The organism is Streptomyces sp. NPDC026575, from assembly GCF_055567415.1.
Map to the genome: position 1 here is coordinate 205,624 of NZ_JBVHQM010000014.1, position 22,256 is coordinate 227,879.

Annotated in this window: 24 protein-coding genes and 7 tRNA genes; 20 read left to right on the forward strand and 11 right to left on the reverse strand. The window is 72.4% G+C overall.

The annotated features are described in order from the left end of the window. The first annotated feature begins 119 nt into the window (after nucleotides 1-119). Both cobA and ACZ4NB_RS21230 read left to right on the forward strand, forming a co-directional pair. Nucleotides 120-1,358: a uroporphyrinogen-III C-methyltransferase gene (gene cobA / locus ACZ4NB_RS21225; protein ID WP_467663638.1), complete on the forward strand. Its 1,239-nt coding sequence runs from the start codon at nucleotides 120-122 to the stop codon at nucleotides 1,356-1,358. Nucleotides 1,359-1,411: 53 nt separating this feature from the next. Next, nucleotides 1,412-2,227 carry a TrmH family RNA methyltransferase gene (locus ACZ4NB_RS21230; protein ID WP_467663640.1) on the forward strand — a complete coding sequence of 272 codons (816 nt, stop codon included), beginning with the start codon at nucleotides 1,412-1,414 and terminating at the stop codon, nucleotides 2,225-2,227. 60 nt (nucleotides 2,228-2,287) lie between these two features. Here the strand turns inward: ACZ4NB_RS21230 and ACZ4NB_RS21235 are convergent, their stop codons facing one another. Beyond that, complete coding sequence (locus tag ACZ4NB_RS21235) at nucleotides 2,288-3,640, reverse strand: serine/threonine-protein kinase (protein WP_467663641.1); 1,353 nt, start codon at nucleotides 3,638-3,640, stop codon at nucleotides 2,288-2,290. A 619-nt stretch (nucleotides 3,641-4,259) separates the two neighbouring features. On the opposite strand from ACZ4NB_RS21235, the gene ACZ4NB_RS21240 reads away from it, so the two are divergent. The 3 genes from ACZ4NB_RS21240 to ACZ4NB_RS21250 all read left to right on the forward strand — a co-directional run bounded on the left by ACZ4NB_RS21240 (nucleotide 4,260) and on the right by ACZ4NB_RS21250 (nucleotide 6,165). After that, nucleotides 4,260-4,469 carry a hypothetical protein gene (locus ACZ4NB_RS21240; RefSeq protein WP_467663643.1) on the forward strand — a complete coding sequence of 70 codons (210 nt, stop codon included), beginning with the start codon at nucleotides 4,260-4,262 and terminating at the stop codon, nucleotides 4,467-4,469. A 345-nt stretch (nucleotides 4,470-4,814) separates the two neighbouring features. Further along, nucleotides 4,815-5,813, forward strand: a complete 999-nt coding sequence (locus ACZ4NB_RS21245; protein ID WP_467663644.1) for a phosphotransferase family protein — start codon at nucleotides 4,815-4,817, stop codon at nucleotides 5,811-5,813. 73 nt (nucleotides 5,814-5,886) lie between these two features. Continuing rightward, nucleotides 5,887-6,165: a TFIIB-type zinc ribbon-containing protein gene (locus tag ACZ4NB_RS21250; protein WP_393488016.1), complete on the forward strand. Its 279-nt coding sequence runs from the start codon at nucleotides 5,887-5,889 to the stop codon at nucleotides 6,163-6,165. 59 nt (nucleotides 6,166-6,224) lie between these two features. Here the strand turns inward: ACZ4NB_RS21250 and ACZ4NB_RS21255 are convergent. The 5 genes from ACZ4NB_RS21255 to ACZ4NB_RS21275 all read right to left on the reverse strand — a co-directional run bounded on the left by ACZ4NB_RS21255 (nucleotide 6,225) and on the right by ACZ4NB_RS21275 (nucleotide 6,681). Next, a tRNA-Val gene (locus ACZ4NB_RS21255) sits at nucleotides 6,225-6,296 on the reverse strand. A 34-nt stretch (nucleotides 6,297-6,330) separates the two neighbouring features. Next, a tRNA-Val gene (locus tag ACZ4NB_RS21260) sits at nucleotides 6,331-6,402 on the reverse strand. Nucleotides 6,403-6,426: 24 nt separating this feature from the next. Further along, a tRNA-Val gene (locus ACZ4NB_RS21265) sits at nucleotides 6,427-6,498 on the reverse strand. 1 nt (nucleotide 6,499) lies between these two features. Continuing rightward, a tRNA-Cys gene (locus ACZ4NB_RS21270) sits at nucleotides 6,500-6,573 on the reverse strand. 35 nt (nucleotides 6,574-6,608) lie between these two features. Then, nucleotides 6,609-6,681 (reverse strand) — tRNA-Gly (locus ACZ4NB_RS21275). A gap of 177 nt (nucleotides 6,682-6,858) precedes the next feature. On the opposite strand from ACZ4NB_RS21275, the gene ACZ4NB_RS21280 reads away from it, so the two are divergent. From ACZ4NB_RS21280 to ACZ4NB_RS21290, 3 genes are read left to right on the forward strand one after another with little or no spacing between them, the layout of a single operon-like run. Then, nucleotides 6,859-7,926, forward strand: a complete 1,068-nt coding sequence (locus tag ACZ4NB_RS21280; RefSeq protein WP_467663647.1) for a chorismate-binding protein — start codon at nucleotides 6,859-6,861, stop codon at nucleotides 7,924-7,926. Continuing rightward, the gene (locus tag ACZ4NB_RS21285; RefSeq protein WP_467663649.1) at nucleotides 7,923-8,747 is read left to right on the forward strand and encodes an aminotransferase class IV; all 825 of its coding nucleotides are present in this window, start codon (nucleotides 7,923-7,925) and stop codon (nucleotides 8,745-8,747) included. Before ACZ4NB_RS21280 ends, ACZ4NB_RS21285 begins: the two co-directional genes overlap by 4 nt. Nucleotides 8,748-8,781: 34 nt before the next feature. Then, entirely contained in the window at nucleotides 8,782-9,612 is an 831-nt protein-coding gene (locus ACZ4NB_RS21290; RefSeq protein ID WP_467663650.1) for a GNAT family N-acetyltransferase, read from the forward strand. A gap of 85 nt (nucleotides 9,613-9,697) precedes the next feature. Here ACZ4NB_RS21290 and ACZ4NB_RS21295 read toward each other — a convergent pair whose 3' ends face one another. After that, a complete protein-coding gene (locus ACZ4NB_RS21295; RefSeq protein ID WP_467663652.1) occupies nucleotides 9,698-10,219 on the reverse strand; it encodes a DsbA family protein in 522 nt (173 codons plus the stop codon). A 172-nt stretch (nucleotides 10,220-10,391) separates the two neighbouring features. On the opposite strand from ACZ4NB_RS21295, the gene ACZ4NB_RS21300 reads away from it, so the two are divergent. Both ACZ4NB_RS21300 and ACZ4NB_RS21305 read left to right on the forward strand, forming a co-directional pair. Beyond that, nucleotides 10,392-10,841: a hypothetical protein gene (locus ACZ4NB_RS21300; RefSeq protein WP_467663654.1), complete on the forward strand. Its 450-nt coding sequence runs from the start codon at nucleotides 10,392-10,394 to the stop codon at nucleotides 10,839-10,841. A gap of 68 nt (nucleotides 10,842-10,909) precedes the next feature. After that, nucleotides 10,910-11,065: a hypothetical protein gene (locus ACZ4NB_RS21305; RefSeq protein ID WP_384428953.1), complete on the forward strand. Its 156-nt coding sequence runs from the start codon at nucleotides 10,910-10,912 to the stop codon at nucleotides 11,063-11,065. 36 nt (nucleotides 11,066-11,101) lie between these two features. On the opposite strand, the gene ACZ4NB_RS21310 is transcribed toward ACZ4NB_RS21305, so the two are convergent. Together ACZ4NB_RS21310 and ACZ4NB_RS21315 are read right to left on the reverse strand one after the other, a co-directional pair. Continuing rightward, the gene (locus tag ACZ4NB_RS21310; protein ID WP_467663656.1) at nucleotides 11,102-11,668 is read right to left on the reverse strand and encodes a CGNR zinc finger domain-containing protein; all 567 of its coding nucleotides are present in this window, start codon (nucleotides 11,666-11,668) and stop codon (nucleotides 11,102-11,104) included. Nucleotides 11,669-11,936: 268 nt separating this feature from the next. Then, the gene (locus ACZ4NB_RS21315) at nucleotides 11,937-12,350 is read right to left on the reverse strand and encodes an SsgA family sporulation/cell division regulator (protein WP_003959770.1); all 414 of its coding nucleotides are present in this window, start codon (nucleotides 12,348-12,350) and stop codon (nucleotides 11,937-11,939) included. A 189-nt stretch (nucleotides 12,351-12,539) separates the two neighbouring features. Here ACZ4NB_RS21315 and ACZ4NB_RS21320 point away from each other — a divergent pair, with 189 nt between their 5' ends. The 4 genes from ACZ4NB_RS21320 to ACZ4NB_RS21335 all read left to right on the forward strand — a co-directional run bounded on the left by ACZ4NB_RS21320 (nucleotide 12,540) and on the right by ACZ4NB_RS21335 (nucleotide 13,824). Further along, nucleotides 12,540-12,971: a TIGR02611 family protein gene (locus ACZ4NB_RS21320; RefSeq protein WP_467663657.1), complete on the forward strand. Its 432-nt coding sequence runs from the start codon at nucleotides 12,540-12,542 to the stop codon at nucleotides 12,969-12,971. A 90-nt stretch (nucleotides 12,972-13,061) separates the two neighbouring features. Beyond that, nucleotides 13,062-13,133: transfer RNA gene (locus ACZ4NB_RS21325), tRNA-Val, on the forward strand. Between the two features lie 85 nt (nucleotides 13,134-13,218). Continuing rightward, on the forward strand, nucleotides 13,219-13,680 hold the full coding sequence (locus ACZ4NB_RS21330) for an SRPBCC family protein (RefSeq protein ID WP_467663659.1): 462 nt from the start codon (nucleotides 13,219-13,221) through the stop codon (nucleotides 13,678-13,680). 72 nt (nucleotides 13,681-13,752) lie between these two features. Then, nucleotides 13,753-13,824, forward strand: a tRNA-Val gene (locus ACZ4NB_RS21335). Between the two features lie 123 nt (nucleotides 13,825-13,947). Here ACZ4NB_RS21335 and ACZ4NB_RS21340 read toward each other — a convergent pair. Then, nucleotides 13,948-14,673 (reverse strand): exonuclease domain-containing protein, encoded by a 726-nt coding sequence (locus ACZ4NB_RS21340; protein ID WP_393488508.1) that lies wholly within the window; start codon nucleotides 14,671-14,673, stop codon nucleotides 13,948-13,950. A gap of 211 nt (nucleotides 14,674-14,884) precedes the next feature. Between ACZ4NB_RS21340 and ACZ4NB_RS21345 the strand changes: the two genes are divergently transcribed. The 3 genes from ACZ4NB_RS21345 (at nucleotide 14,885) to thrS (ending at nucleotide 18,729) form a co-directional block, all read left to right on the forward strand. After that, on the forward strand, nucleotides 14,885-15,451 hold the full coding sequence (locus ACZ4NB_RS21345; RefSeq protein ID WP_467663660.1) for a DUF4365 domain-containing protein: 567 nt from the start codon (nucleotides 14,885-14,887) through the stop codon (nucleotides 15,449-15,451). After that, nucleotides 15,451-16,641, forward strand: coding sequence for a hypothetical protein (locus tag ACZ4NB_RS21350; protein WP_467663661.1), 1,191 nt, complete (start codon nucleotides 15,451-15,453; stop codon nucleotides 16,639-16,641). Before ACZ4NB_RS21345 ends, ACZ4NB_RS21350 begins: the two co-directional genes overlap by 1 nt. A 105-nt stretch (nucleotides 16,642-16,746) precedes the next feature. Beyond that, nucleotides 16,747-18,729, forward strand: coding sequence for a threonine--tRNA ligase (thrS, locus tag ACZ4NB_RS21355; protein WP_467663663.1), 1,983 nt, complete (start codon nucleotides 16,747-16,749; stop codon nucleotides 18,727-18,729). 51 nt (nucleotides 18,730-18,780) lie between these two features. On the opposite strand, the gene ACZ4NB_RS21360 is transcribed toward thrS, so the two are convergent. Beyond that, entirely contained in the window at nucleotides 18,781-19,422 is a 642-nt protein-coding gene (locus tag ACZ4NB_RS21360) for a potassium channel family protein (protein ID WP_467663665.1), read from the reverse strand. Nucleotides 19,423-19,489: 67 nt separating this feature from the next. On the opposite strand from ACZ4NB_RS21360, the gene ACZ4NB_RS21365 reads away from it, so the two are divergent. The 3 genes from ACZ4NB_RS21365 to ACZ4NB_RS21375 all read left to right on the forward strand — a co-directional run bounded on the left by ACZ4NB_RS21365 (nucleotide 19,490) and on the right by ACZ4NB_RS21375 (nucleotide 22,166). Continuing rightward, nucleotides 19,490-20,047 (forward strand): HIT family protein, encoded by a 558-nt coding sequence (locus ACZ4NB_RS21365; RefSeq protein ID WP_467663667.1) that lies wholly within the window; start codon nucleotides 19,490-19,492, stop codon nucleotides 20,045-20,047. Between the two features lie 113 nt (nucleotides 20,048-20,160). Next, nucleotides 20,161-20,955: a polysaccharide deacetylase family protein gene (locus ACZ4NB_RS21370; RefSeq protein WP_467663668.1), complete on the forward strand. Its 795-nt coding sequence runs from the start codon at nucleotides 20,161-20,163 to the stop codon at nucleotides 20,953-20,955. Then, the gene (locus tag ACZ4NB_RS21375) at nucleotides 20,955-22,166 is read left to right on the forward strand and encodes a YncE family protein (protein ID WP_467663670.1); all 1,212 of its coding nucleotides are present in this window, start codon (nucleotides 20,955-20,957) and stop codon (nucleotides 22,164-22,166) included. The genes ACZ4NB_RS21370 and ACZ4NB_RS21375 overlap by 1 nt, the downstream gene beginning before the upstream one ends. Nucleotides 22,167-22,256 lie beyond the last annotated feature (90 nt).

The following is a 22,256-nucleotide window of genomic DNA, read 5'->3' on the forward strand; positions in this document are numbered from 1 at the left end:
GGCTGTGGGCCGGGGCCGTACCGCCCCGTGGGCCGTATCGCCCCTCATCAGCCGCTCCGGAGCCGCAGCGACTGAGCTGGTCGTCGAAGTCGTACCACCGCACAAGGAGCCGCACCGCCATGGCTGAGCACGTCGCCGAACACGCCGCCTACCCCGTCGGACTGCGGCTGTCCGGCCGCAGGGTGGTCGTCCTGGGGGCCGGGCAGGTCGCCCAGCGCCGGCTCCCCTCGCTCGTCGCCGCGGGCGCCGACGTCCTGCTGGTCTCCCCGTCCGCCACCCCGTCCGTCGAGGCGATGGCCGACGCCGGCGAGATCCGCTGGGAGCGCCGCCGCTACCAGGCCGGCGACCTGGCCGACGCCTGGTACGCACTGATCTCCACCGACGACCCGCAGGCCAACGCCGCCGCGTCCCAGGAGGCCGAGGACCGCCGGGTGTGGTGCGTACGCGCCGACGACGCCGAGGCCGCCACCGCCTGGACGCCGGCCACCGGCCGCAGCGAGGGCGTGACCGTCGCCGTGCTCACCGGCCGCGACCCGCGCCGCTCCGCCGCCGTGCGCGACGCCATCGTCGAGGGCCTGCGCGACGGCAGCATCGCCGCCCCGCACCACCGCCGCCCCCACACGCCCGGCGTGGCGCTGGTCGGCGGCGGACCCGGCGACCCGGACCTGATCACCGTCCGCGGCCGCCGTCTGCTCGCCGAGGCCGACGTCGTCATCGCCGACCGCCTCGGCCCCCGCGACCTGCTCGCCGAACTCCCCCCGCACGTCGAGGTCATCGACGCCGCGAAGATCCCCTACGGCCGCTTCATGGCCCAGGAGGCCATCAACAACGCGCTGATCGAGCACGCCAAGGCGGGCAAGGCCGTGGTCCGCCTCAAGGGCGGCGACCCGTTCGTCTTCGGCCGCGGCATGGAGGAGGCTCAGGCGCTCGCCGAAGCGGGCATCCCCTGCACGGTCGTGCCCGGCATCTCCAGCACCATCTCGGTCCCCGGCGCCGCCGGCATCCCCGTCACCCACCGCGGCGTCGCCCATGAGTTCACCGTCGTCAGCGGCCATGTCGCCCCCGACGACGAGCGCTCGCTGGTCGACTGGTCCTCGCTCGCCAAGCTGCGCGGCACCCTCGTCGTGCTGATGGGCGTGGAGAACAGCGGCGCCATCGCCGCCAAGCTCATCGAGCACGGCCGCCCCGCCGGCACCCCGGCCGCCGTCATCCAGGAGGGCACCACCGCCACCCAGCGCCGGGTGGACGCGACCCTGGCGACCCTCGGCGAGACCGTACGGGCCGAGGGCGTCCGCCCCCCGGCGGTCATCGTCATCGGGGACGTCGTCACCGTAGGCGCCGCCGCTACCCACAGGTAACCGATCCCGGACGCGGCATTGGAACCTCGACACCGACAAGGCACTATCTCCCCGTGGCAGAAATCATCACCGTCGACGACCCGGACGACCCGCGGCTGGCCGACTACACCGGCCTGACCGACGTCGAACTGCGGCGCCGGCGCGAGCCCGCGGAGGGGCTCTTCATCGCCGAGGGCGAGAAGGTCATCCGGCGCGCCCGGCACGCCGGCTACGAGATGCGCTCGATGCTGCTCTCGGCCAAGTGGGTCGACGTCATGCGCGATGTCATCGACGAGGTCCCGGCGCCGGTCTACGCCGTCAGCCCCGACCTCGCCGAACGGGTGACGGGCTATCACGTGCACCGCGGCGCGCTGGCCTCGATGCAGCGCAAGCCGCTGCCCGCGGCCGGCGAACTGCTCGCCGCCGCCCGCCGCATCGTGGTCATGGAGGCGGTCAACGACCACACCAACATCGGCGCGATCTTCCGCAGCGCCGCCGCCCTCGGCATGGACGCGGTGCTGCTCTCCCCGGACTGCGCCGACCCGCTCTACCGCCGCTCGGTGAAGGTCTCCATGGGCGCGGTGTTCTCCGTGCCGTACGCCCGTCTGGAGAGCTGGCCCCGCGATCTGTCCGTCGTACGGGAAGCGGGCTTCAAGCTGCTGGCGCTCACCCCGGCCGAGAAGGCCACCGCCATCGACGAGGCCGCCCCGCACACCCTGGAGCGCGCGGCCCTGATGCTGGGCGCGGAGGGCGACGGGTTGACCACCGGTGCCCTGCGGGCCGCCGACGAATGGGTCCGCATCCCGATGGCGCACGGCGTGGACTCGCTCAACGTCGGTGCGGCCGCCGCGGTGGCGTTCTACGCCGTGACGACCGGCCGCCCCGCCTGACGGACGGGAATATCCCCCGCCCCCACCCCGTTGCAGGCCCGCAGGGGGCCCTCGCACCCCCTAAGGGTTCTGTTCCCCCACCCCGTAGGGCCGCTCCGCGCCCCCGTGCGGCGCGGCCGGCAGCTGCCGCTCCACCCCCACCGCGTGGGCCGGGCCCTGGCATCCCTGGGCCGCCGCGATACCGAGCGCCACCAGCAGCGTCACCACCACGAACACGATGACCCGCTGGCGCAGCAGCCGCCGGTCGGGGCCGGGCCGGCGCCCGCCCGCTCCCGTGCGCACCGGCGTACGCGAACCGTTTCGGCCCGTGGGCCGCGCCGCCGGGCCCCGCCGCCCGTTGCGCCCGCCGGTCCGCTGGTTCTTCCCCGCGCCCGATGCCGGAGCGGCCGGCCGGGCGGCGGAGTCCCGCGGCGCCGAAGGGCGCGACGGGTGCGAACGCGGCGCCGACGAGCCCGCCGTCCCCCGCTCGGTGCGCTGCCGGGAGTACTCCTCGGCGCGCTGCCCGGTCGGGCGGTCCGAGGGGCGGCGCTCCGTACGGCCCCAACCCGCCCCGGTGCCGACGCCGTTCTCCATCGGACCACCGGACAGGCCGTGCGCCTCACGGGCCGCGATCTCCTTGAGCCGCAGCGACAGCGACAGGGTGCTGGGGCGGTCCGCCGGGTCCTTGGCCAGGCACGAGGCGAGCAGCGGGGCCAGCGCGTCCGGCACCCCGGCCAGCTGCGCCTCCTCGTGGACCACGCGGTAGAGCATGACCTCCGAACTGCCCTGCCCGAAGGGGGAGTCGGCGGTGCAGGTGTAGGCGAGGGTGGCGCCCAGCGCGAAGATGTCGGTGGCCGGCGTCACGGCGGCGCCGCGCACCTGCTCGGGCGCCAGGAAGCCCGGCGAGCCGACGGCCGTACCCACATGCGTCAGTGTGCTGGCGCCGGTCGCCCAGGCGATACCGAAGTCGATGATGCGCGGGCCCTTGGGCGACAGCAGGATGTTGGACGGCTTCAGGTCGCGGTGCACCACTCCCGCGTCGTGCACGGCCAGCAGTCCCTCCGACAGCGCCGCGCCGATCGAGGCGACCTGCGCCGGCGACAGCGGGCCCTCCTCGTTGACCTTGTCGTGCAGGGAGGGCCCCGGTACGTACTGGGTGGCGAACCACGGGCGGTCGGCGTCGAGATCCGCCGCCACCAGGCGGGCGGTGCAGCCACCGCGGATCCGGCGGGCCGCGGAGACCTCGCGGGCGAACCGCGAGCGGAACTCCTGATCCTCCGCCAGGTCCGGCCGGATCACCTTCAGCGCCACCCGCTGGCCGCGCTTGTCCGACCCGAGATAGACCACGCCCATCCCGCCGGCGCCGAGCCGGCGGTGCAGCCGGAACGTCCCGACGACACGCGGGTCCTCGCGTCGGAGCCGCATCATCGCCATGTCCGTCCCCTACCTGCGGTGGGGAAGACCCCTCCGCTGCCAACCGTCTGACGTGGCACAGCTTACGGATTGACGGCTCGCTGTGCTGATAGGCCGCGCATGCGTCGGCGACCGGATTGTCGGTGGCGGGTGCGATCCTCGGAACGCGGGAGGGAACCGGCCGTCGTACGCCACGAATTCCCCTGTGTGATCCCAATGGTCAGTAGCGGAAAGGAGATTGACGCAGCGAAAGGAGAGCGGTACAGGACGGCGCGGGACGCCGCGGACGCGTCCCGGGCGGTGGAAGGCCCGGCGGGACGAGCGCGCCGCGGGGGCGGGAGAGTGCCGCGCGGGGGAGCGGCCGACGTGAGAGAGGTCACGCCCAGGCCGCCTGCGAGGGCCCGCGGCCGGGGGATCGGCCGCGTCCCCTGGGGGATGTCCCCAGGTCCGCCGTGCCCTGTCTCCACCCAGGGGAGTACACGAGGAGCCGTTCCGTCATCCTCCTGGAGGCCGACCAATAGGTACGACGGCATGATGCCCGCCGCCCTCCGCGTGCCTAGTGTTGTCTCCAAGCGGCGGGCGCAGCACTCGTCCCCCGAGGTCAGACGCCCGCCGCTCCGAACACGACGGGAGCGGGACGATGGATCGGATCTCAGGACTGACGGCGCTTCGGGCGCAGGGGCGCAGGTTCGCCTCGACGCTCGGCGGCCAGCAGTCCTCGGGCACCCGCCATCCCCTCGTCGCGGTGGCCATGGTGGTGCCGCTGGCGATCGTTCTCGCCGTGGTCTTCGGCGGCTGGGAAGCCGTCATCACACAGGCGTCGTCCGTGGCCGGAATGCTGGGGCGCTGAGCGGCACCCCAGGACCGGGAGAGCGGCCCGGACGGGGGACTCCGGCCGAAAACCCCGTGGGGACGGGGGTGCGGCGGACGGCACGAACGGCCGGGCATCTGGGGAGATGCCCGGCCTTCGAGCTTTCCCGACCCGCCGCCCGACCGGTCCCGCCGCCCGACCGGTCCCGCCGCCCGACCGGTCCCGCCGCCCGACCGATCCTGTCGCCCGGCAGGTCCCGCCGCCCGACCGGTCCCGCCCCGCGCGCCGTGTCCGCTCCGCGCGTACGATCCGAGGCCGGGCCGCACCCCTGCGCACCACCACCCACGGCACATCCGCCCGCGGCGGCCCCGGGGAGGGGGAACCATGACCGCACCGCCGTCCGGCCGCACCGCCGCCCCGGCCACCGCGCCCGAGGTGCTCGCCGACCGCCCCGACGGCACGGTCGTCCGCAGCGGCCGCACGGTCATCAAGACCCACGCCCCCGACGCCGACCTCCGCGACCTCGCCGCCCGGCTGCGCATCGCCGCCCACCCCCTCCTGCACGGCATCCTGCTGCCCCCGCTCCCGGTCACCGCCCCCGACGGCCTCCTCACCCGCACCGGCGACGGCCGCGCGGTCACCCACTGGCCCTACGGCAGCCCGGTCCCGCCCGACGACCCGGACGCCGCCCCCTGGGAGGACGCCGCCCGGCTGCTGGCCCGGCTGCACGGCGTCGATCCGCGCCAACTGCCCGGCCCCGTCCCGCCGATGCGCGGCCCCGCCAAGGCCGCTCGCGCGCTGGCCCGTATGCGCAGTGCCCTGACGTCCAAGTCCGCCGCGGGCCCGCTCCCCGCGCCCCGTACACCGGCGTCCGGTCCCGGAAACCTCCCCGCGGCCGCCGCGGTCACGGCCCGCGCCTGGTCCCTGCTCCCGCCGTGGGCCCGGGGAGCCGCCCCACCGCCGCAGACCGGCATCCTCTGCCACGGCGATCTGCATCTGGGCCAGCTCGTCCGTCACCCCGCCGCGGACGGCCCCTGGCTCCTGATAGACATCGACGACCTGGGCCTGGGCGACGGCGCCTGGGACCTGGCCCGCCCCGCCGCCTGGTTCGCCACCGGCCTGCTCGCCCCGGACGTCTGGGCCCGCTTCCTGGCCGCCTACCGCGCCGCGGGCGGCCGCGCCGTACGCGCCGACGGCGACCCCTGGCCCGACCTGGAGATACCGGCCCGCGCCCTGACGGTGCAGACCGCCGCGCTCGCCGTCGCCAAGGCCGCCGCCGCGGCCCGCCCCCTGGACGAGGTCGAGTGCGCGCTCGTCGACGCCTGTGCCCGGATGACTTCCCTGCCTCAGCAGTTGGGGCCCGCCGGCCGCGTCGTAGGGTGAACACCTCGCCGCCGGGAGACCGTTCGGGCGGCGCCGCCGTGAGCGGAAGTCGATAACGGGAGTTGAGCCGACGATGCAGTGTCCCAAGTGCCATGCACCGATGCAGACATACCAGCGCAATGGCGTGCAGATCGAGCAGTGTGCCGGCTGTCGGGGGATCTTCCTGGACTACGGCGAGCTGGAGGCGCTGACCCGCCTTGAGGCGCAGTGGACCCAGCAGGCCCCGCCGCCGCCCGCCCCGCAGGCATACCCGGCCGCCCCCGCCTGGGGCGCCCCGCACCACGGCCACCACGGTCACCATGGGCACCACGGCCACCACCGCAGCTTCGGCCACATGCTGTTCTCGTCCTGAACGAGCCCGTACAAAGCCCGAGGGCCGGAGCGAGATGCTCCGGCCCTCGGGCTTGAGTGTGGACGATACTGGGATTGAACCAGTGACCTCTTCCGTGTCAGGGAAGCGCTCTCCCGCTGAGCTAATCGTCCTCGGGACCGCGGATCACGAAGATCCGCAGCTGCGTGCGCGATACTGGGATTGAACCAGTGACCTCTTCCGTGTCAGGGAAGCGCTCTCCCGCTGAGCTAATCGCGCGGGGGCCCGGTGGAGCCGGACCAGTGGACGATACTGGGATTGAACCAGTGACCTCTTCCGTGTCAGGGAAGCGCTCTCCCGCTGAGCTAATCGTCCTTGGAGGTGGAGACGGGATTTGAACCCGTGTAGACGGCTTTGCAGGCCGTTGCCTCGCCTCTCGGCCACTCCACCAGGAGTGAGGGGGTTCGGGAAGATCCCCCACATCGAGCGGACGACGAGACTCGAACTCGCGACATCCACCTTGGCAAGGTGGTGCTCTACCAACTGAGCTACGTCCGCAGGTGTCTCTCCCAGACTACGTCGGGGAGCTACTCCGCCTCCGGGGCGCTTGCGCGTCCCGGCGACGTGTTGAACTCTAGCGGATTCCGGGGCCAGTACAAAAACGCGTTTGTGCAGCGTGCTGCGCTGCACGCTCGGCACAGGCGGCTCGGCGGTCCCCGCCATAGACTCGCTGACGTGCATGACTTCGCTCCGATGGCCCGCTTCGGCGGCCTGATAGCCACCGGCCTGCGGGATGTGACCAGCGACCCCGCGGCCCTGGACTCCACTGGCTGGTGGGCCGTGACCGCCGACTTCGAGGGCTCGGTGGTGTGCGCCCGCTTCGCCGACGTACGCCCCGCCACGGCCGCGGACGCGCCCGCCCCCGACGGCTGGTGCGGCCCCGCCCCCACCGCCTGGACCAGCTCCCTGGACCGCGACGCCTATACCGCCGGCGTACGGCGCGTCCGTGAACACATCGCGGCCGGCGACGTCTACCAGGTGAACCTCTGCCGGGTACTGACCGCGCCGCTGCCCGACCCCGCCCGCGCCGACGTGGACGCGCTTTCGGCAGTCCTGGCCCGCGGCAACCCCGCCCCGTACGCCGGCACCATCCGGCTGCCCGACCACGGCGTGGAGATCGCCAGCGCCTCCCCGGAGCTGTATCTGCGGCGCGACGACCGCACCGTCTCCTCCGGCCCCATCAAGGGCACCGGCCGGACCGCGGCCGACCTCTCGGAGAAGGACCGGGCGGAGAACGTGATGATCGTGGACCTGGTCCGCAACGATCTCGGCCGGGTCTGCGCCACCGGCACGGTCACCGTCCCGGCACTCTGCGCCGTCGAGGAGCACCCCGGCCTGGTCCACCTGGTCTCCACGGTGAGCGGGGAGCTGGACGGGGCCAACGAGAAGACCGCCTGGGCGGACCTCCTGGCGGCCACCTTCCCGCCCGGGTCGGTCACCGGCGCCCCCAAGTCCAGCGCGCTGCGGATCATCGACGAGCTGGAGACCGCGCCCCGCGGCCCGTATTGCGGAGGCATCGGCTGGGTCGACGCCGACCGCCGCACCGGCGAGCTCGCCGTCGGCATCCGCACGTTCTGGCTGGACCGCACCCCGCCCGGCGGACCGGTGCTCCGCTTCGGCGCCGGTGCGGGGATCATCTGGGACTCCGATCCGGAGCGGGAGTGGGCCGAGACGGAGTTGAAGGCCGGCCGACTGCTCGCGGTAGCGTCGGGGCTGCATGAGGTGAGTGGAGGAAAGCGATGAGGATCTGGCTCGACGGGGCACTGCGGGACGCCGAGAGCGCCCGGGTCTCGGTCTTCGACCACGGGCTGACGGTCGGCGACGGAGTCTTCGAGACCATCAAGGCCGACCACGGACGCGCCTTCGCCCTCACCCGCCATCTGGAGCGCCTGACCACCTCCGCCCGCGGTCTGGGCCTGCCCGACCCCGACCTGGACGAGGTGCGGCGCGGCTGCGAGGCCGTCATCGACGCCAACCCGATGGCGCTGGGCCGGCTGCGGATCACCTACACCGGCGGCGTCTCCCCGCTCGGCTCGGACCGCGGCGAGGCCGGCCCCACCCTGGTCATCGCGCTCTCCGCGACCGAGCGCCGCCCCGACACCACCGCCGCCGTCACCGTCCCCTGGACCCGCAACGAACGCGGTGCGCTCACCGGCCTGAAGACCACCTCGTACGGCGAGAACGTCGTCGCGCTGGCCCGCGCCCGCGAACGGGGCGCCTCCGAGGCGCTGTTCGCCAACACCGTCGGCGCGCTCTGCGAGGGGACCGGCTCCAACGTCTTCGTCGTCCTGGACGGCGAACTGCACACCCCGCCGCTGCACTCCGGCTGCCTCGCGGGCATCACCCGCGCCCTGACCATCGCCTGGGCCGGCGCCAAGGAGACCGATCTGCCGCTGGACGCCCTGGAGCGGGCCGAGGAGATCTTCTTGACCTCCACCCTGCGCGACGTGCAGGCCGTGACCCGGATCGACGGCCGCCAACTGGCCGACACCCCGGGCCCGGTGACCGCGGACGCCATGCGCATCTTCGACGAGTACTCCGCCGCCGACTTCGATCCGCGGTGATGACGGGCCCGCGCGGGGCGAGTAGAAAGTCCTCGTGACCACTACGCTGCGCCCCGCCGGACCGGAAGAACGACAGGACGACGGCACCCGGGCCCGCCGGTACGACGTCTGCGTCAACAGCCGCCGGGTCGGCGGGATCCACCTGGCGACGGACGCCCGTTTCGGCCCGACGGCCGGCCGGATCGGGTACCTGAACATCGACCCGGCGGACCGGCACCGCGGCCGCGCCACCGTCGCCGCGCTCGCCGCCGAGGAGGTGCTGCGCGGCTGGGGCTGCCGGCAGATCGAGCTGACCGTCCCGGCGGAGGCCGAGGCCGCCCTGCGGCTCGCGGCGGCCCTGGGCTACACCGAGCGCAGCCGCACGATGAGCAAGCCGCTGGCCGGGCCGCCCCGCCTGCCGGAGGGCAGCCGCGACCGGCCGCTGGAGGAGGCGGAGTACCCGGGCTGGCGCGAGGCCGCGCTCGCCGAGTACGTCCGTACCCAGCTGGGGCAGGGGATGTCCCGCGACCGCGCCGAGGAGAGCGCGCTGGCGGCCCATCGCGCGCTGCTGCCGGACGGCGCGGCCACCGCCGACCAGGTGCTGCGGGTCCTCGTCCACGACGGCGCGGAGGTCGGCAGCGTCTGGGTCGCGCTGCGGATGCCGCAGCAGCCGGGCGGCTATGTCGTCGACGTCCAGGTGGCGCCCGGCCACCGCGGGCGCGGCCACGGCCGCACCCTGATGCTGGTCGCCGAGCGCGAGAGCCTGGCCGCGGGGTGCACCGGCCTCGGCCTGAACGTCTACGCGGACAACGCGCCGGCCCGCGGTCTGTACGACTCGCTGGGCTACCGGCCCAGGGCGCACCTGCTGTGGAAGCCGATCCTGTGAGCGGGCCGGCACACCCCCGGCACCGGGCTCAGCGACCGCTCCGGTGGATCATGGCCGGGCCCGCCCCCGCCCCATCGGACACCCGTTAGCCCTGCTCGGCCAGCAGACGGTCGGCGATCTCCTCGACGCGGGCGCGCAGGCCGTCCTGGCTCTTGCCGCCGTCCAGCCGCTCGTCGCCGATCACATACGTCGGGGTGCCGGTCACCCCGATCGCCTTCCCCTCGGCCTGGTCCGCGTCGACGATCAGCAGATGCCGCCCGTCGATCAGCGCGGTGTCCAGCTCCTCGGTGTCGAGCCCCAGCTCCCCGGCGACCTCCAGCAGCAGCTTCTCGCCGCGCTTGCCGAGCTCCTCGGTGCGCGCCAGCACCGCCTCGACGTACGGCCAGCCCTGCCCCTGCTCCATGGCCTCCTCGGCGGCCTGGGCGGCCACATAGGCGTGCGGGTGCTTCGCCAGGGGGAAGTGGCGCAGCCGGATGTCCAGCCGGTCGCCGTAGCGCTCGCGCAGCGCCCGCAGGTCCGTGAGGGCGGTGCGGCAGTCCGGGCACTGCAGTTCGCACCAGACGTCCAGGACGGGACGGACGGGGGCGGAGGTGGTGGCGTCGTTCATGGGGCCAGTCTTCCAGCCCGGCGCCGGCCGGCCGAACTGGGACCTGCGGAGGACCGCGACCCCGAGATGTCCCTGATGCCGTACCGGAACATGGCCGACGGGGGGCCGGACAAGGCAGGATGGAAGGGAGCAGAGCGCAGCCTGCTCGCCCATCCACCGGCAGGAGGACCGGATGCTGACCTCGACCGTCTGTGCCGCGGTGTCGGCGGCGGGCCTGGGCATCGCCGCCCTGACGGCGTACCGCAAGCGGTTCCTGGCCGCGACCCGTATCGCCGCCTTTTCGCTGATCCCCATCGGGCTGGTGATGACCGGCGTCATCGACTGGCTCACCGGCATCGTCTTCAAGCCCACGGTCTGGGCCGGCTTCGGCCTGCTCGCGCTCTCCGCCGTGCTGTTCATGGTCAGCCGGGGTGTGGAGCGCCGCAGGGGCGGGCTCGGCGGCCGCAAGGAGCGCAGGTCCGCGGCGGCAGCCAAGCCGGACGCGGTGGCGCCGGCCGCCTCCGCACCGTCCCTCGGCGCCGGGCGCGCGCCCGCCAAGGCGAAGGCCCCGCAGGGCGGGGGCAGTGCACCCAAGGATGACTTCTCGGACATCGAAGCGATCCTGAAAAAGCACGGGATCTGATGAACTACCACTGCTGAGACGCTTATTGGGCGTAGTCAGACGATCATCTGCGTCATGATGCGCGCGAGATGAACGATGAGTGCGCCCTCGCCCAAGACGACGCCCCGTCCGCCGAACCGCGCGGTTGCCTGTTCGCGCTGTCCCAGCCGCCGCTGATGCTCTTCCTCGCCGTCATCGGCTTCCTGCTCCTCCTCGGTGCCGTACACGACCTCTTCATCCTGTGAGGCCGGCCGTGCTCCACCGCCCCGCCATGACGGGAGTCAGCCCGCGGCCTCCCGCCGCCGTGCCCGGTAGGCCGCGACATGCAGGCGGTTTCCGCAGGTGCGGCTGTCGCAGTAGCGCCGGGAGCGGTTGCGGGAGAGATCGACGAAGGTGTGCCGGCAGTCCGGTGCCTCGCAGTACCGCAGCCGCTCGCGCTCGCCGGCGACGACGATGAAGGCCAGCGCCATCCCGCCGTCCGCGGCCAGATGGTCGGCGACCGACGCGTCCGGCGCGAAGTAGTGGACATGCCAGTCGTACCCGTCGTGATCGGTCAGCTGCGGTGTGGTGCCCGCCGAGGCCACCAGCGCGTTGAGCCGCTCGGCCGCGGTGCGGTCGTCCTCGGCCGCGAAGACGTCGGCGAACCGCGCCCGGACCGCCCGTACGGCCGCCAGATCGCCGGGGCCCAGTGCGCCCACCCCGCTGACGTCGTTGCGCCGTACGAAGTCCTCCAGGGACTCCAGGTCGGTCAGGCTGTCCGGCGCGCCGGGCCCTTCGCCCTCCGGGGCGGTGTTGAGCAGGTCGACGACCGCGTCCAGTGCGCACCGGGTGTCATGGGTGATCATCACGGTTCCGCTCCCTGGCCGCATGAGGCCGGACGGGTGCCGCCCGGTGTCGTTGCCGAATGGTCGCCGACTCTAGCGTCTGGAACAAGCTCCCCAAGCGTCTGGAACAAGCTCCACAGCGCCGGGAACAAGCTCCAGCGCCGTCTCCGCGGTGGGCCCGCGGCGACGACGCCGAAGTGTGCCGTATGAACTTGTCGGTCCTGCGCCGTCTCCCCGAGTCGGACGGTCGCAAGTGTGAGCGGATGAGTGCTTTCGGTTACCGCTCCGCGTCTCAGCTCTCCGCCAGGATGTGGGAGAGCTCGGTGTCGAGATCGAAATGCCGGTGCTCCGTACCGGGCGGTACGGCGGCATCGGTCCTTTTGAGGAACGACTCGAGGGCCCGTGCGGGCGCCTCCAGCAGTGCTTCGCCTTCCGGGGAACTCAGGGCGATGCAGACAACGCCCTGCCCGTGGCTCCGGGACGGCCATACGCGGACGTCTCCGGTGCCGGTGGGTCGATGCAGACCCTCGGCGAGGAGGTCGCGGGCGAAAACCCACTCGACGGTCTCCTCGGCTCCGGTGTGGAAGGTGGCATGCACGGCATAGGGATCGGCCGTGTCATACCGCAGGCCCGCGGGTACAGGCAGTGAGGACTCGCTCGACACAACGAGGCGCAGGTGCAGCTCGCAGCTGACCGTGGTGTTCATAAGCGCCAGGGCCTTTCGCTCAGTGTGCGCTCGGGGATTCGCACGTCGGCGAAATCGACATGCCACCTACGGTGCCGTTGTAAACCCCTCTGACGGTTTTGAGTGGTTTCAGGTACCTCTTACGGCGGATTGCGAGATCGTCCTCGGCGGTAATTCCGCGGAGTGATCCCGTCCGGTAAGTTTGGCAGTATGAATACGCAGAGTAACGGGGGGCCGGGAGTCGCCGAGGAGGATGCCGTGCCGGCCGAGCAGCCGCTGGGATCGCGGGCGCCGCACTTCATCAAGCGCTCCCGGCCGCTGCACATGAGCTGGCAGGTCGGGGTCTTCGTCGTCGGTCTCGCGGTCGTCGTGGCCGGCGTGATCATGCTGCCGCTGCCGGGCCCCGGCTGGCTGGTGATCTTCGGCGGTATGGCGATCTGGGCGACGGAATTCGTCTGGGCGCAGCTGGTGCTGCGGTGGACCAAGCGAAAGGTCACCGAAGCCGCCCAGAAGGCGCTCGACCCCAAGGTGCGGCGCCGCAACATCATTCTCACCACCATCGGCGTGGTGATCATCGCGGCGGTGCTCGCGGTCTATGTGTGGAAGTTCGGCTTCGCGATGCCCTGGAACGTCTCCGAGTGACCTGGCGCCGTTCCGGCCGCGCTGGGCCCGAGCGGCCCGGCCCATGGTCATGAGTGCCCGCCGACGTGCGGTAATGTTGGCGGTGCGCCCGGGCGATTAGCTCAGTGGGAGAGCGCTTCGTTCACACCGAAGAGGTCACTGGTTCGAACCCAGTATCGCCCACCCCGGACGACGGCCCGGAGACTTTCAAGTCTCCGGGCCGTCGCAGTTGTTGGGCGCGCGCGGCCGCGAGGCGCACACTGGGCCCATGCCCGACTGGTCGCGCCGGCTGCACCACTACCGCTTTCGCAGCGTATGGCTGCTCGACGCCCCGCCGGCGGCCGTCTATGCCGCCCTGGCGCAGGCCGAGGACTACCCCCGGTGGTGGCCGCAGGTCCGCGAGGTGACCGCGCTCGACGAGCGCAGCGGCACCGCCCGGTTCAGATCGCTGCTGCCCTACGACCTTGAGGTCACCGCGACCGAGCGGGTGCGGGACCCCGAGGCGGGGCTGCTGGAGATCGCGATGCGGGGGGATCTGGCGGGGTGGGCGCGCTGGACGGTGCGGCCCGCCGGCGGCGGCACCCGGGCCGTATTCGATCAGGACGTCGAGGTCCACAAGCCGCTGCTGCGGCGGTTCGCGCTGGTGGGGCGCCCGCTGTTCGTGGCCAATCACGCGCTGATGATGCGGGCCGGGCGGCGGGGTCTGGCCGCCCGGCTGGCTCGCGGCTGACAGGAATTTGATGGAAGGCCCGGACGACCTGTATTGTTCAGGTCGTTCGCGAGGGAAACCCCGACGACACCCGGGCGATTAGCTCAGTGGGAGAGCGCTTCGTTCACACCGAAGAGGTCACTGGTTCGAACCCAGTATCGCCCACCGGGATCAAGAACCGGGCCACCAAAAGGTGGCCCGGTTTTTTTGTCGGCGGAATGCCGCGGGCCGAATTCCCGTCCGGTAGTGGGCCTTTGCCGGGCGGAGTGCGGAATTCCTGAGGTGTCATCAGGCGGCGGCCGGGAGTTCGGGACGCAGCGGCCAATGCGGATCGACCGCCTCGAAGCTGCCGGTGCGGGCGAACCACGCCTGCAGCCCCCGGGCCTGGGCCGCGTGCCAGACCGCCTGGCGGGTGTGCAGCTCCGCCGGGTGCAGGCCCTCCAGCCGGTCGGCGAAGCGGTGGCCCAGGGCGCGCACGACGCGCAGTGCGGCCAGCGCGTCGGCGGCCGCCTCGTGCGCGTCGGTCAGCTCGACCTCGTAATGCGCGCACAGGTCCGTGAGCGTGCGGCGGCCCTTGCGATAGCGGTCCAGGTGCTTGTCGAGGACACGGGGGTCCAGGACGCACAGCGGGTGCGCGCCCAGATAGGCGTTGAGCGAGCTGGCGCGGTGCCGCTTCAACTCGCGTTCCAGAAGGGTCAGATCGAAGGGGGCGTTCATCACCACCAGCGGTCGGCCGGCCACCGACTGCGCGGCCAGGGCGCGTGCGACCTCCTCCAGCACCGGCGCCGGCCAGCGGCCGTGCAGGGCGAGATGGTCGGCCGTCAGCCCGTGCACCGCCGTCGCGGCTTCCGGGATCTCGACGCCGGGGTTGATCAGCCAGCGGGTGGTGCGGGGCGTCGAGCGCGGGGTCTCCTGGACCACCAGGGCCGCGGAGACGATGCGATCTCGCTCGACATCGATGCCCGTCGTCTCGGTGTCGAAGGCGGCAAGCGGACCGTCATACCAGCACGGCATCATCCCAACTCCTCGTGCTTGTACGGGGGATGGCAGCGCATACCACCCGAGCTGGTGATACCCGAGCCACCCGGTGGTCGAACCGCCGTTGTTTGCGGAGCACTTGACGCGGAGACAACCACAGTGACGGGCCGCGCGATCCGCCGCCTTCCCGTCATCCCAGACGCATCGATCGTGGGGGTGTTCCCCCCAGCCCGGAAGGCCCTGAGCGATGACGCTCGCGCAGCCCGAACCGGGCGGGCTGCTGCCCCAGCGGACCACACCGCAGCGCGGCGGACTCGCCACCACTGCCTGTATGGAGACCCTCCAGGTGGGCTATCTGCACGCGGTCGCCGCCGCCTCCGGATGTTCGCTGGCGCAGCCCTTCCCGGACAACGGAATCGACTGGCACGTCAGCCATGGCGCGCCGGGCCACACCGTCGACGACGAGGTCACCATCAAGGTGCAGCTCAAGTGCACCTACCAGACCGCCCCGCGCCCACCGGGGCCGACCTTCGCCTTCACGCTCGACAACGACCACCTGGCCAAGCTCGCCCGTACGCCCGTGTCGGTGCACAAGATCCTTGTCGTGATGCTGGCCCCACGGACCCAGCAGGACTGGCTGCGGGCCTCCCACGACCGCCTCGAACTGCGGCACTGCTGCTACTGGACGAACCTGGCCGGCCATCCGGTGACCGGCCGGCGCAGGACCACTGTGCGGATCCCGACCACGCGGATCTTCGACGACCGAGCGCTCTGCGAGATCATGACGCGGGTCGGGGCGGGAGGGAGACCCTGATGTACCGGCCGACCGATGAACCCGACGCGCGGCTGCTGGATCCCGCGCTGCTCGACCCTGCGGTGCTCGGCGCGCTGCTGGCCCGGCACGGCTGGCGCCGCCGGGGCGGCGCCGCCGGCCACTACACCCGATGGACGCCGCCCGGCGGGGTGGGCGGCACCAGCCTGCTGGTGCCGCACGACCGCCGCTTCCCCGACAGCGCGGAGCTGCTCGCCGAGGCGCTGGCGGCGCTGGCGCAGAGCGCCGCTCCCTCCGCGCGTGAGGTGCTGGTGGGGCTGGCGGTGCCCAGCGACGAGGTGCGCTGGGAGCGCGAGGTCTCCGAGAGCGGCTCGGGCGCCGCCTACTGGGTGGCCCAGGAGCAGCTGCGCGGCGCGGCCCGCTCGATGCTGATCGCAGGGGCGCTGGGCACGTACGGGCGGGCCGGCTTCTACGGCGCCCGGCACAAGCGGCAGGCCGAGGGGTTCATGGGCGAGGTGCTGGTCGGCCCGGCGGCCGGCGGGCGCCGGCTGACCGCGTTCGTCCCGGTGCGCGGTGGGCGCGGGGCGGTCACCGGACTGCAGCGGGCCCTGCACGCGGCCCGCGACGCCACCGACTACCAGCGCGCCACCGGCGGCATGGAGGCCTTCGACGCGGCCGTCGAGCTGGGCGTCTGCCATGAACTGGCCCAGGCGCTGATCGCGCTGGTCCGCGATGCGGAGGGGGTGCGGATCGCGGTCGAGTGGTCACCGGCCGCCGGCGCCCCGGCCGGCTGCCCGGCACGCCCCGAGCCGGTCGAGTTCTCCCCCGGCGACCTGCCCGCGCTCCAGCAGGCAGCCCAGCGTTATGTGCGCGACGAGCCGTCGCTGCCGGTACGGGTGACCGGCGCGGTCGTACGGCTGCGCAGGGAGCGGCCCGGCGGCCCCGGCACGGTCCGGCTGCGGGTGATCACCGGCGCCGATGTGGGGCAGGTGCGGGTCTCGCTGGGGGAGGAGGACTACCGGATCGCCGGGCACGCCCACCTGGTGGGGCTGCCGATCAGGGTCAGCGGGCGGCTGGAGAGCCGGGGCGGCTTCCGGCGGATCACCGGCGGCCGCGACGTCACGCCCGTACAGGTCGACGAGGCGGAGCGGGACCGTCTGCTGAAGTCGCTCCAGGAGAATCTCGACTTCTTCGAGGAGGCGTGCGGCGGGCCGCTGGACGACACCCCCTGACGGCGCCGTGCGCGGAATCCGTTTCGCGGTCGGGTCCGCGGGCTCGGTACGATTCGGCTGCGCAGCAATCGCTGTCGCGAAAGAGACATGAGTCAGGAGAGACCGGTGTCAGACGTCCGTGTGACCGTCCAACGCGATTCCGAGCGGGAAGAACGCGTGGTGACCACGGGCACTACGGCCGCCGACCTCTTCCAGGGCGAGCGCAGTGTCGTCGCCGCGCGGGTGGCCGGGGAGCTGAAGGACCTGGCCTACGAGGTCGCCGAGGGCGACGAGGTCGAGCCCGTCGACATCACCTCCCAGGACGGTCTGAACATCCTGCGGCACTCCACCGCGCATGTGATGGCCCAGGCCGTGCAGGAGCTGTTCCCGGAGGCGAAGCTCGGCATCGGTCCGCCCATCAAGGACGGCTTCTACTACGACTTCGACGTCGAGACCCCCTTCCACCCGGACGATCTCAAGCGCATCGAGAAGAAGATGCAGGAGATCCAGAAGCGCGGGCAGAAGTTCGCGCGCCGGGCCGTCAGCGACGACGCCGCGCGCGAGGAGCTGGCCGACGAGCCGTACAAGCTCGAACTGATCGGGCTCAAGGGCTCCGCCGCGGACGCCGCCGAGGGCGCCTCCGCCGAGGTCGGCGCCGGGCAGCTGACGATCTACGACAACCTCGACGGCAAGACCGGCGAGCTGTGCTGGAAGGACCTGTGCCGCGGTCCGCACCTGCCCAGCACCCGCGTGATCCCCGCGTTCAAGCTGATGCGCTCGGCCGCCGCGTACTGGCGCGGCAGCGAGAAGAACAAGCAGCTGCAGCGGATCTACGGCACCGCCTGGCCGACGAAGGACGAGCTCAAGGCGTATCTGGACTTCCTCGCCGAGGCCGAGAAGCGCGACCACCGCAAGCTCGGTGCGGAGCTGGACCTCTTCTCGTTCCCGGAGGAGCTGGGCCCGGGCCTGGCCGTCTTCCACCCCAAGGGCGGCGTCGTCCGCAAGGTGATGGAGGACTACTCGCGCCGGCGGCACGAGGTCTCCGGCTACGAGTTCGTGAACACCCCGCACCTCTCGAAGGAGCGCCTCTTCGAGATCTCCGGGCATCTGCCGCACTACGGCGAGGCGATGTTCCCGGCCATCGAGTTCGACGAGCAGAACTACCGCCTCAAGGCGATGAACTGCCCGATGCACAACCTGATCTTCAAGTCGCGCGGCCGGTCCTACCGTGAACTGCCGCTGCGCCTCTTCGAGTTCGGCACGGTCTACCGCTACGAGAAGTCCGGCGTGGTGCACGGCCTGACCCGCTCGCGCGGTTTCACCCAGGACGACTCGCACATCTACTGCACCAAGGAGCAGATGCCCCAGGAGCTCGACACGCTCCTGACCTTCGTGCTCGACCTGCTGCGCGACTACGGGCTGACCGAATTCGAGCTGGAGCTGTCCACCCGCGACCCCGAGTCGGACAAGTTCATCGGCTCGGACGAGGACTGGGAGGAGGCCACCGAGGCGCTGCGCCAGGCGGCCGAGAAGCAGGGCCTCCCGCTGGTCCCGGACCCGGGCGGGGCCGCGTACTACGGGCCGAAGATCTCCGTCCAGGCCAAGGACGCCATCGGCCGGTCCTGGCAGATGTCGACCCTGCAGGTGGACTTCAACCAGCCCAAGCGCTTCGGCCTGGAGTACACCGCGGCCGACGGCTCCAAGCAGCAGCCCGTCATGCTGCACCGCGCCCTGTTCGGCTCGATCGAGCGGTTCTTCGGCGTGCTGCTGGAGCACTACGCGGGTGTGTTCCCGGCGTGGCTGGCCCCGGTGCAGGCGACCTGCATCCCGATCGGTGACGCGCACGTGCCCTACCTCCAGGAGTTCGCCGCGCAGGCGAAGGCCAAGGGGCTGCGGGTCGAGGTCGACTCCTCGTCGGACCGGATGCAGAAGAAGATCAGGAACGCGCAGAAGAGCAAGGTGCCGTTCATGGTCATCGCCGGTGACGAGGACATGGCGGCCGGCGCGGTGTCCTTCCGCTACCGCGACGGGGCGCAGAAGAACGGCATCCCGCGCGACGAGGCGATCGCCGAGATCCTCGACGTGGTGGAGCGCCGCCTCCAGGTGTGAGGCCGGTGGTGACGCGGGGCCCCGGGGAGCGATCGGCTCCCCGGGGCCCCGTCATGTCTCGCCGTCCACTCGGAAGCGCCGCACCAGCCACGACGAGAACGAGCCCACCACCGCTCCGACCAGGGCGACGCCGACGAACATCAGCGCCACGCCGGTCAGCCGGCCGCGCGGGGTGACGGGCGTGGCGTCGCCGTACCCGGTGGTCGTCAGGGTCGAGCAGGCCCACCACACCGCGTCGCCGAAGGTCGTGATCGTCGAGTGCGGGGCGAGGCGCTCGTCGTGGTAGACGGCCAGGCTCGCGGCGAAGCCCAGGAGCAGCGAGGTCAGCCCGGTGTAGGTCATCACGCGGGCTTCGAGGGCGAGCCGCGGATGGTCCCTGCGGCGCTGCATCCGGTCGTGGGTCTCGACGAGCCGCAGCGGCCGCAGCAGGGGCAGCACGGTCACGATCAGATCCAGCCAGCGGGTGCGGACGAAGCGCCGGCGGTGCTCGCTGAGCAGCAGCCGGGCCAGGTACTCGACGATGAAGGCGCCCCAGGTCACGACGGTGACCAGGCCCCAGAATGCCTGCCAGCCGGGGGAGAGGCCGGGGTTCAGGACCCGGACCGCGTAGGAGACGAGGAAGAGCACCGAGGCGGCCAGGAGGTACGGCTCGGCCCGCTCCTCCCACTCCCGCAGCCGCGCTTCCCGGTCCATCGCCACAGCATCGCGGAGCGGTCGGCGCTGTGCGCCCCAACGACACGCTGCCAATGGACGAAGCCATATGCTGGCCCGTATGACAAGCGAGCCGGAGCAGCAGATCGGAGTCGGGACGCAGGACGCCTTCCAGCGCCTGTGGACGCCCCACCGGATGGCCTACATCCAGGGCGAGAACAAACCGAGCGGCCCGGGGGCCGACGACGGCTGCCCGTTCTGCACCATCCCCGCGAAGTCGGACGAGGACGGCCTCGTGATCGCGCGCGGTGAGCAGGTCTACGCGGTGCTGAACCTCTACCCGTACAACGGCGGCCACCTCATGGTCGTCCCGTTCCGGCACGTCGCCGACTACACCGAGCTGGACGGCCCGGAGACCGCCGAGCTGGCCGAGTTCACCAAGCGGGCGATGACCGCGCTGCGCACCGCCTCCGGGGCGCACGGCTTCAACATCGGGATGAACCAGGGCACGGTCGCCGGCGCCGGGATCGCGGCCCATCTCCACCAGCACGTCGTCCCGCGCTGGGGCGGGGACACCAACTTCATGCCGGTGGTCGGCCACACCAAGGTGCTGCCCCAACTCCTCGCCGACACACGGGCGATGCTCGCCGCGGCCTGGCCCGCTTGAGGCACCGGGCCGCCGCCCGGGGCGGCCCTCCCGGGCGATGCCTGATACGACACGTACACGGATGAATCGGGCATATCGCCCTAATTCGGATTAGTTGCCTCTCTAATGGGGTGGTGACTTCACTGGATCGTCGCTCCGTGCTGCGCGCGGCCGCCTCGGCCGCGGGGGCCGGCGCGCTGGTGGCGGGCTGCGCCCCGGACCGGGCCGAGGACCCCGGAGCCGCGCGGGCCGTCCGCGGGCCGGGCCCCTCCGGAGCCGGCCGGCACCCACCCGCCCCCGCGGCCCGGCGGCCCACCCGGGTGCCCGGCCAGGGCGCACAGATCGAGCACGGACCGCGCGACGGGCGGGCCGTCGCCCTGACCTTCCACGGCGCGGGCGACCCCCGGCTGGCCACCGCCCTGCTCGGCGAGGCCGAGCGGGCCGGCGCCAAGGTCACCGTGCTCGCCGTCGGCGACTGGCTCGACGAACAGCCCGCGATGGCCCGCCGCATCCTCGACGGCGGCCATGAGCTGGGCAACCACACCATGCACCACCGCGCGATCTGCGCCCTGCCGGCCGCCGAGGCGTACGCCGAGATCGTCCGCTGCGCCGACCGGCTGCGCACCCTCACCGGCACCATCGGCAGCTGGTTCCGCCCCTCGCAGACCCGGCGGGCCACGGAGCTGGTGACCTCGCTGGCCCGCAAGGCCGGCTATCCGCACGTCCTGTCCTACGACGTGGACTCCCTCGACGCGAACGACCCCGGTGCCCCGGCCGTCCGGCGCACGGTCCTGGACTCGGTCGGGCCGGGCTCGGTCGTGAGCCTCCACCTGGGGCACGCCGGCACGGTGGCCGCGCTGCCCCCCATCCTCGACGGCCTCCGCCGGCGCGGTCTGCGCGCGGTGACGACAACGGAGCTAGTGACCTGATGGCTGACCGGAACCGTACCGATTCCCCGACCGGCTTTCCGAGCCGGGGCCTTCGCCACCGGGCGGCCGCGCTGCTCACCGCGGCCTGTGCGCTGGTGGCGGCGGGCTGCAGCGGCGGGACCAAGCCCGCCGCGCAGAGCCCCCCGCCGGTCGAACGCGCCCCGGTCAAGGCCGCCAAACCGGGCCTGCCCGGGATGCCGCCGCTGCTCGACCAGCACGACCTGTACGCGGCGGACCGCCCGGGCAGGCTGGCGCCGCAGGTCAAGGGCTACCCGTCGCGGATCTACGTCCCCAACACCGGGTCCGACACCGTCAGCGTCATCGACCCGAAGACGTACAAGGTCATGGAGACCATCCCGGTCGGCGTGCAGCCGCAGCACGTCGTGCCGTCCTGGGACATGAAGACGCTCTGGGTCAACAACAACCGGGGGCACGACCTCACCCCGATCGACCCCGCCACCGGCAAGGCCGGCAAGCGCGTCAAGGTCCACGACCCGTACAACCTGTACTTCACGCCCAACGGGAAGTACGCGGTGGTGATGGCCTCCATGGACCGGCAGCTGGTCTTCCGCGACCCGCACAGCATGGAGATCCGCAAGACCGTGCCGGTCAGCTGCGCCGGCGTCAACCACGCCGACTTCTCGCCGGACGGCAAGTACTTCATCGTCTCCTGCGAGTTCTCCGGTGAGCTGCTGAAGGTCGACACGGAAAAGATGGAGGTCGTCGGCAAGGAGAAACTGCCGTTCGAGGGTGCCATGCCGCAGGACGTGAAGATCTCCCCGGACGGCAGGACCTGGTACATCGCCGACATGATGGCCGACGGCATCTGGGTGCTCAACGGCGACGCCTTCGACCGGCCCAGGCTGATGCCGACCGGCAAGGGCGCCCACGGCCTCTACGTCAGCCGCGACTCGAAGACCATGTACATCTCCAACCGCGGCGAGGGCTCGATCTCCCTGCTCGACTTCAAGACCGGCGCGCTCTCCGGCAAGTGGCACATCCGCGGCGGCGGCAGTCCCGACATGGGCGGGCTGTCCACCGACGGCAAGGTCCTGTGGCTCTCCGGCCGCTACCACTCCGAGGTCTACGCACTGGACACCCGCACCGGCAAGACCCTGGCCAAGATCCCGGTCGGCCAGGGCCCGCACGGCCTCGCGGTCTACCCGCAGCCGGGGCGGTACTCCCTGGGGCACACCGGGATCTTCCGCTAGGGCCTGTCCGATGGGTCAGGGTCGGGAAGCTCGCGGCGTCTGGTGCGGTGCATCGCAAGGCGCCGGAGCGTCTCGATAGCGGAGCTATCG

Excerpts from the sequence above, each read along its gene's own strand:
- cobA (WP_467663638.1), top strand. The coding sequence starts at position 120 with ATGGCTGAGCACGTCGCCGAACACGCCGCCTACCCCGTCGGACTGCGG.
- ACZ4NB_RS21235 (WP_467663641.1), bottom strand. The coding sequence starts at position 3,640 with ATGGCGATGATGCGGCTCCGACGCGAGGACCCGCGTGTCGTCGGGACG.
- ACZ4NB_RS21240 (WP_467663643.1), top strand. The coding sequence starts at position 4,260 with ATGGATCGGATCTCAGGACTGACGGCGCTTCGGGCGCAGGGGCGCAGG.
- ACZ4NB_RS21245 (WP_467663644.1), top strand. The coding sequence starts at position 4,815 with ATGACCGCACCGCCGTCCGGCCGCACCGCCGCCCCGGCCACCGCGCCC.
- ACZ4NB_RS21250 (WP_393488016.1), top strand. The coding sequence starts at position 5,887 with ATGCAGTGTCCCAAGTGCCATGCACCGATGCAGACATACCAGCGCAAT.
- ACZ4NB_RS21285 (WP_467663649.1), top strand. The coding sequence starts at position 7,923 with ATGAGGATCTGGCTCGACGGGGCACTGCGGGACGCCGAGAGCGCCCGG.
- ACZ4NB_RS21295 (WP_467663652.1), bottom strand. The coding sequence starts at position 10,219 with ATGAACGACGCCACCACCTCCGCCCCCGTCCGTCCCGTCCTGGACGTC.
- ACZ4NB_RS21300 (WP_467663654.1), top strand. The coding sequence starts at position 10,392 with ATGCTGACCTCGACCGTCTGTGCCGCGGTGTCGGCGGCGGGCCTGGGC.
- ACZ4NB_RS21305 (WP_384428953.1), top strand. The coding sequence starts at position 10,910 with ATGAACGATGAGTGCGCCCTCGCCCAAGACGACGCCCCGTCCGCCGAA.
- ACZ4NB_RS21315 (WP_003959770.1), bottom strand. The coding sequence starts at position 12,350 with ATGAACACCACGGTCAGCTGCGAGCTGCACCTGCGCCTCGTTGTGTCG.
- ACZ4NB_RS21320 (WP_467663657.1), top strand. The coding sequence starts at position 12,540 with ATGAATACGCAGAGTAACGGGGGGCCGGGAGTCGCCGAGGAGGATGCC.
- ACZ4NB_RS21330 (WP_467663659.1), top strand. The coding sequence starts at position 13,219 with ATGCCCGACTGGTCGCGCCGGCTGCACCACTACCGCTTTCGCAGCGTA.
- ACZ4NB_RS21340 (WP_393488508.1), bottom strand. The coding sequence starts at position 14,673 with ATGCCGTGCTGGTATGACGGTCCGCTTGCCGCCTTCGACACCGAGACG.
- ACZ4NB_RS21345 (WP_467663660.1), top strand. The coding sequence starts at position 14,885 with ATGACGCTCGCGCAGCCCGAACCGGGCGGGCTGCTGCCCCAGCGGACC.
- ACZ4NB_RS21350 (WP_467663661.1), top strand. The coding sequence starts at position 15,451 with ATGTACCGGCCGACCGATGAACCCGACGCGCGGCTGCTGGATCCCGCG.
- ACZ4NB_RS21360 (WP_467663665.1), bottom strand. The coding sequence starts at position 19,422 with ATGGACCGGGAAGCGCGGCTGCGGGAGTGGGAGGAGCGGGCCGAGCCG.
- ACZ4NB_RS21365 (WP_467663667.1), top strand. The coding sequence starts at position 19,490 with ATGCTGGCCCGTATGACAAGCGAGCCGGAGCAGCAGATCGGAGTCGGG.
- ACZ4NB_RS21375 (WP_467663670.1), top strand. The coding sequence starts at position 20,955 with ATGGCTGACCGGAACCGTACCGATTCCCCGACCGGCTTTCCGAGCCGG.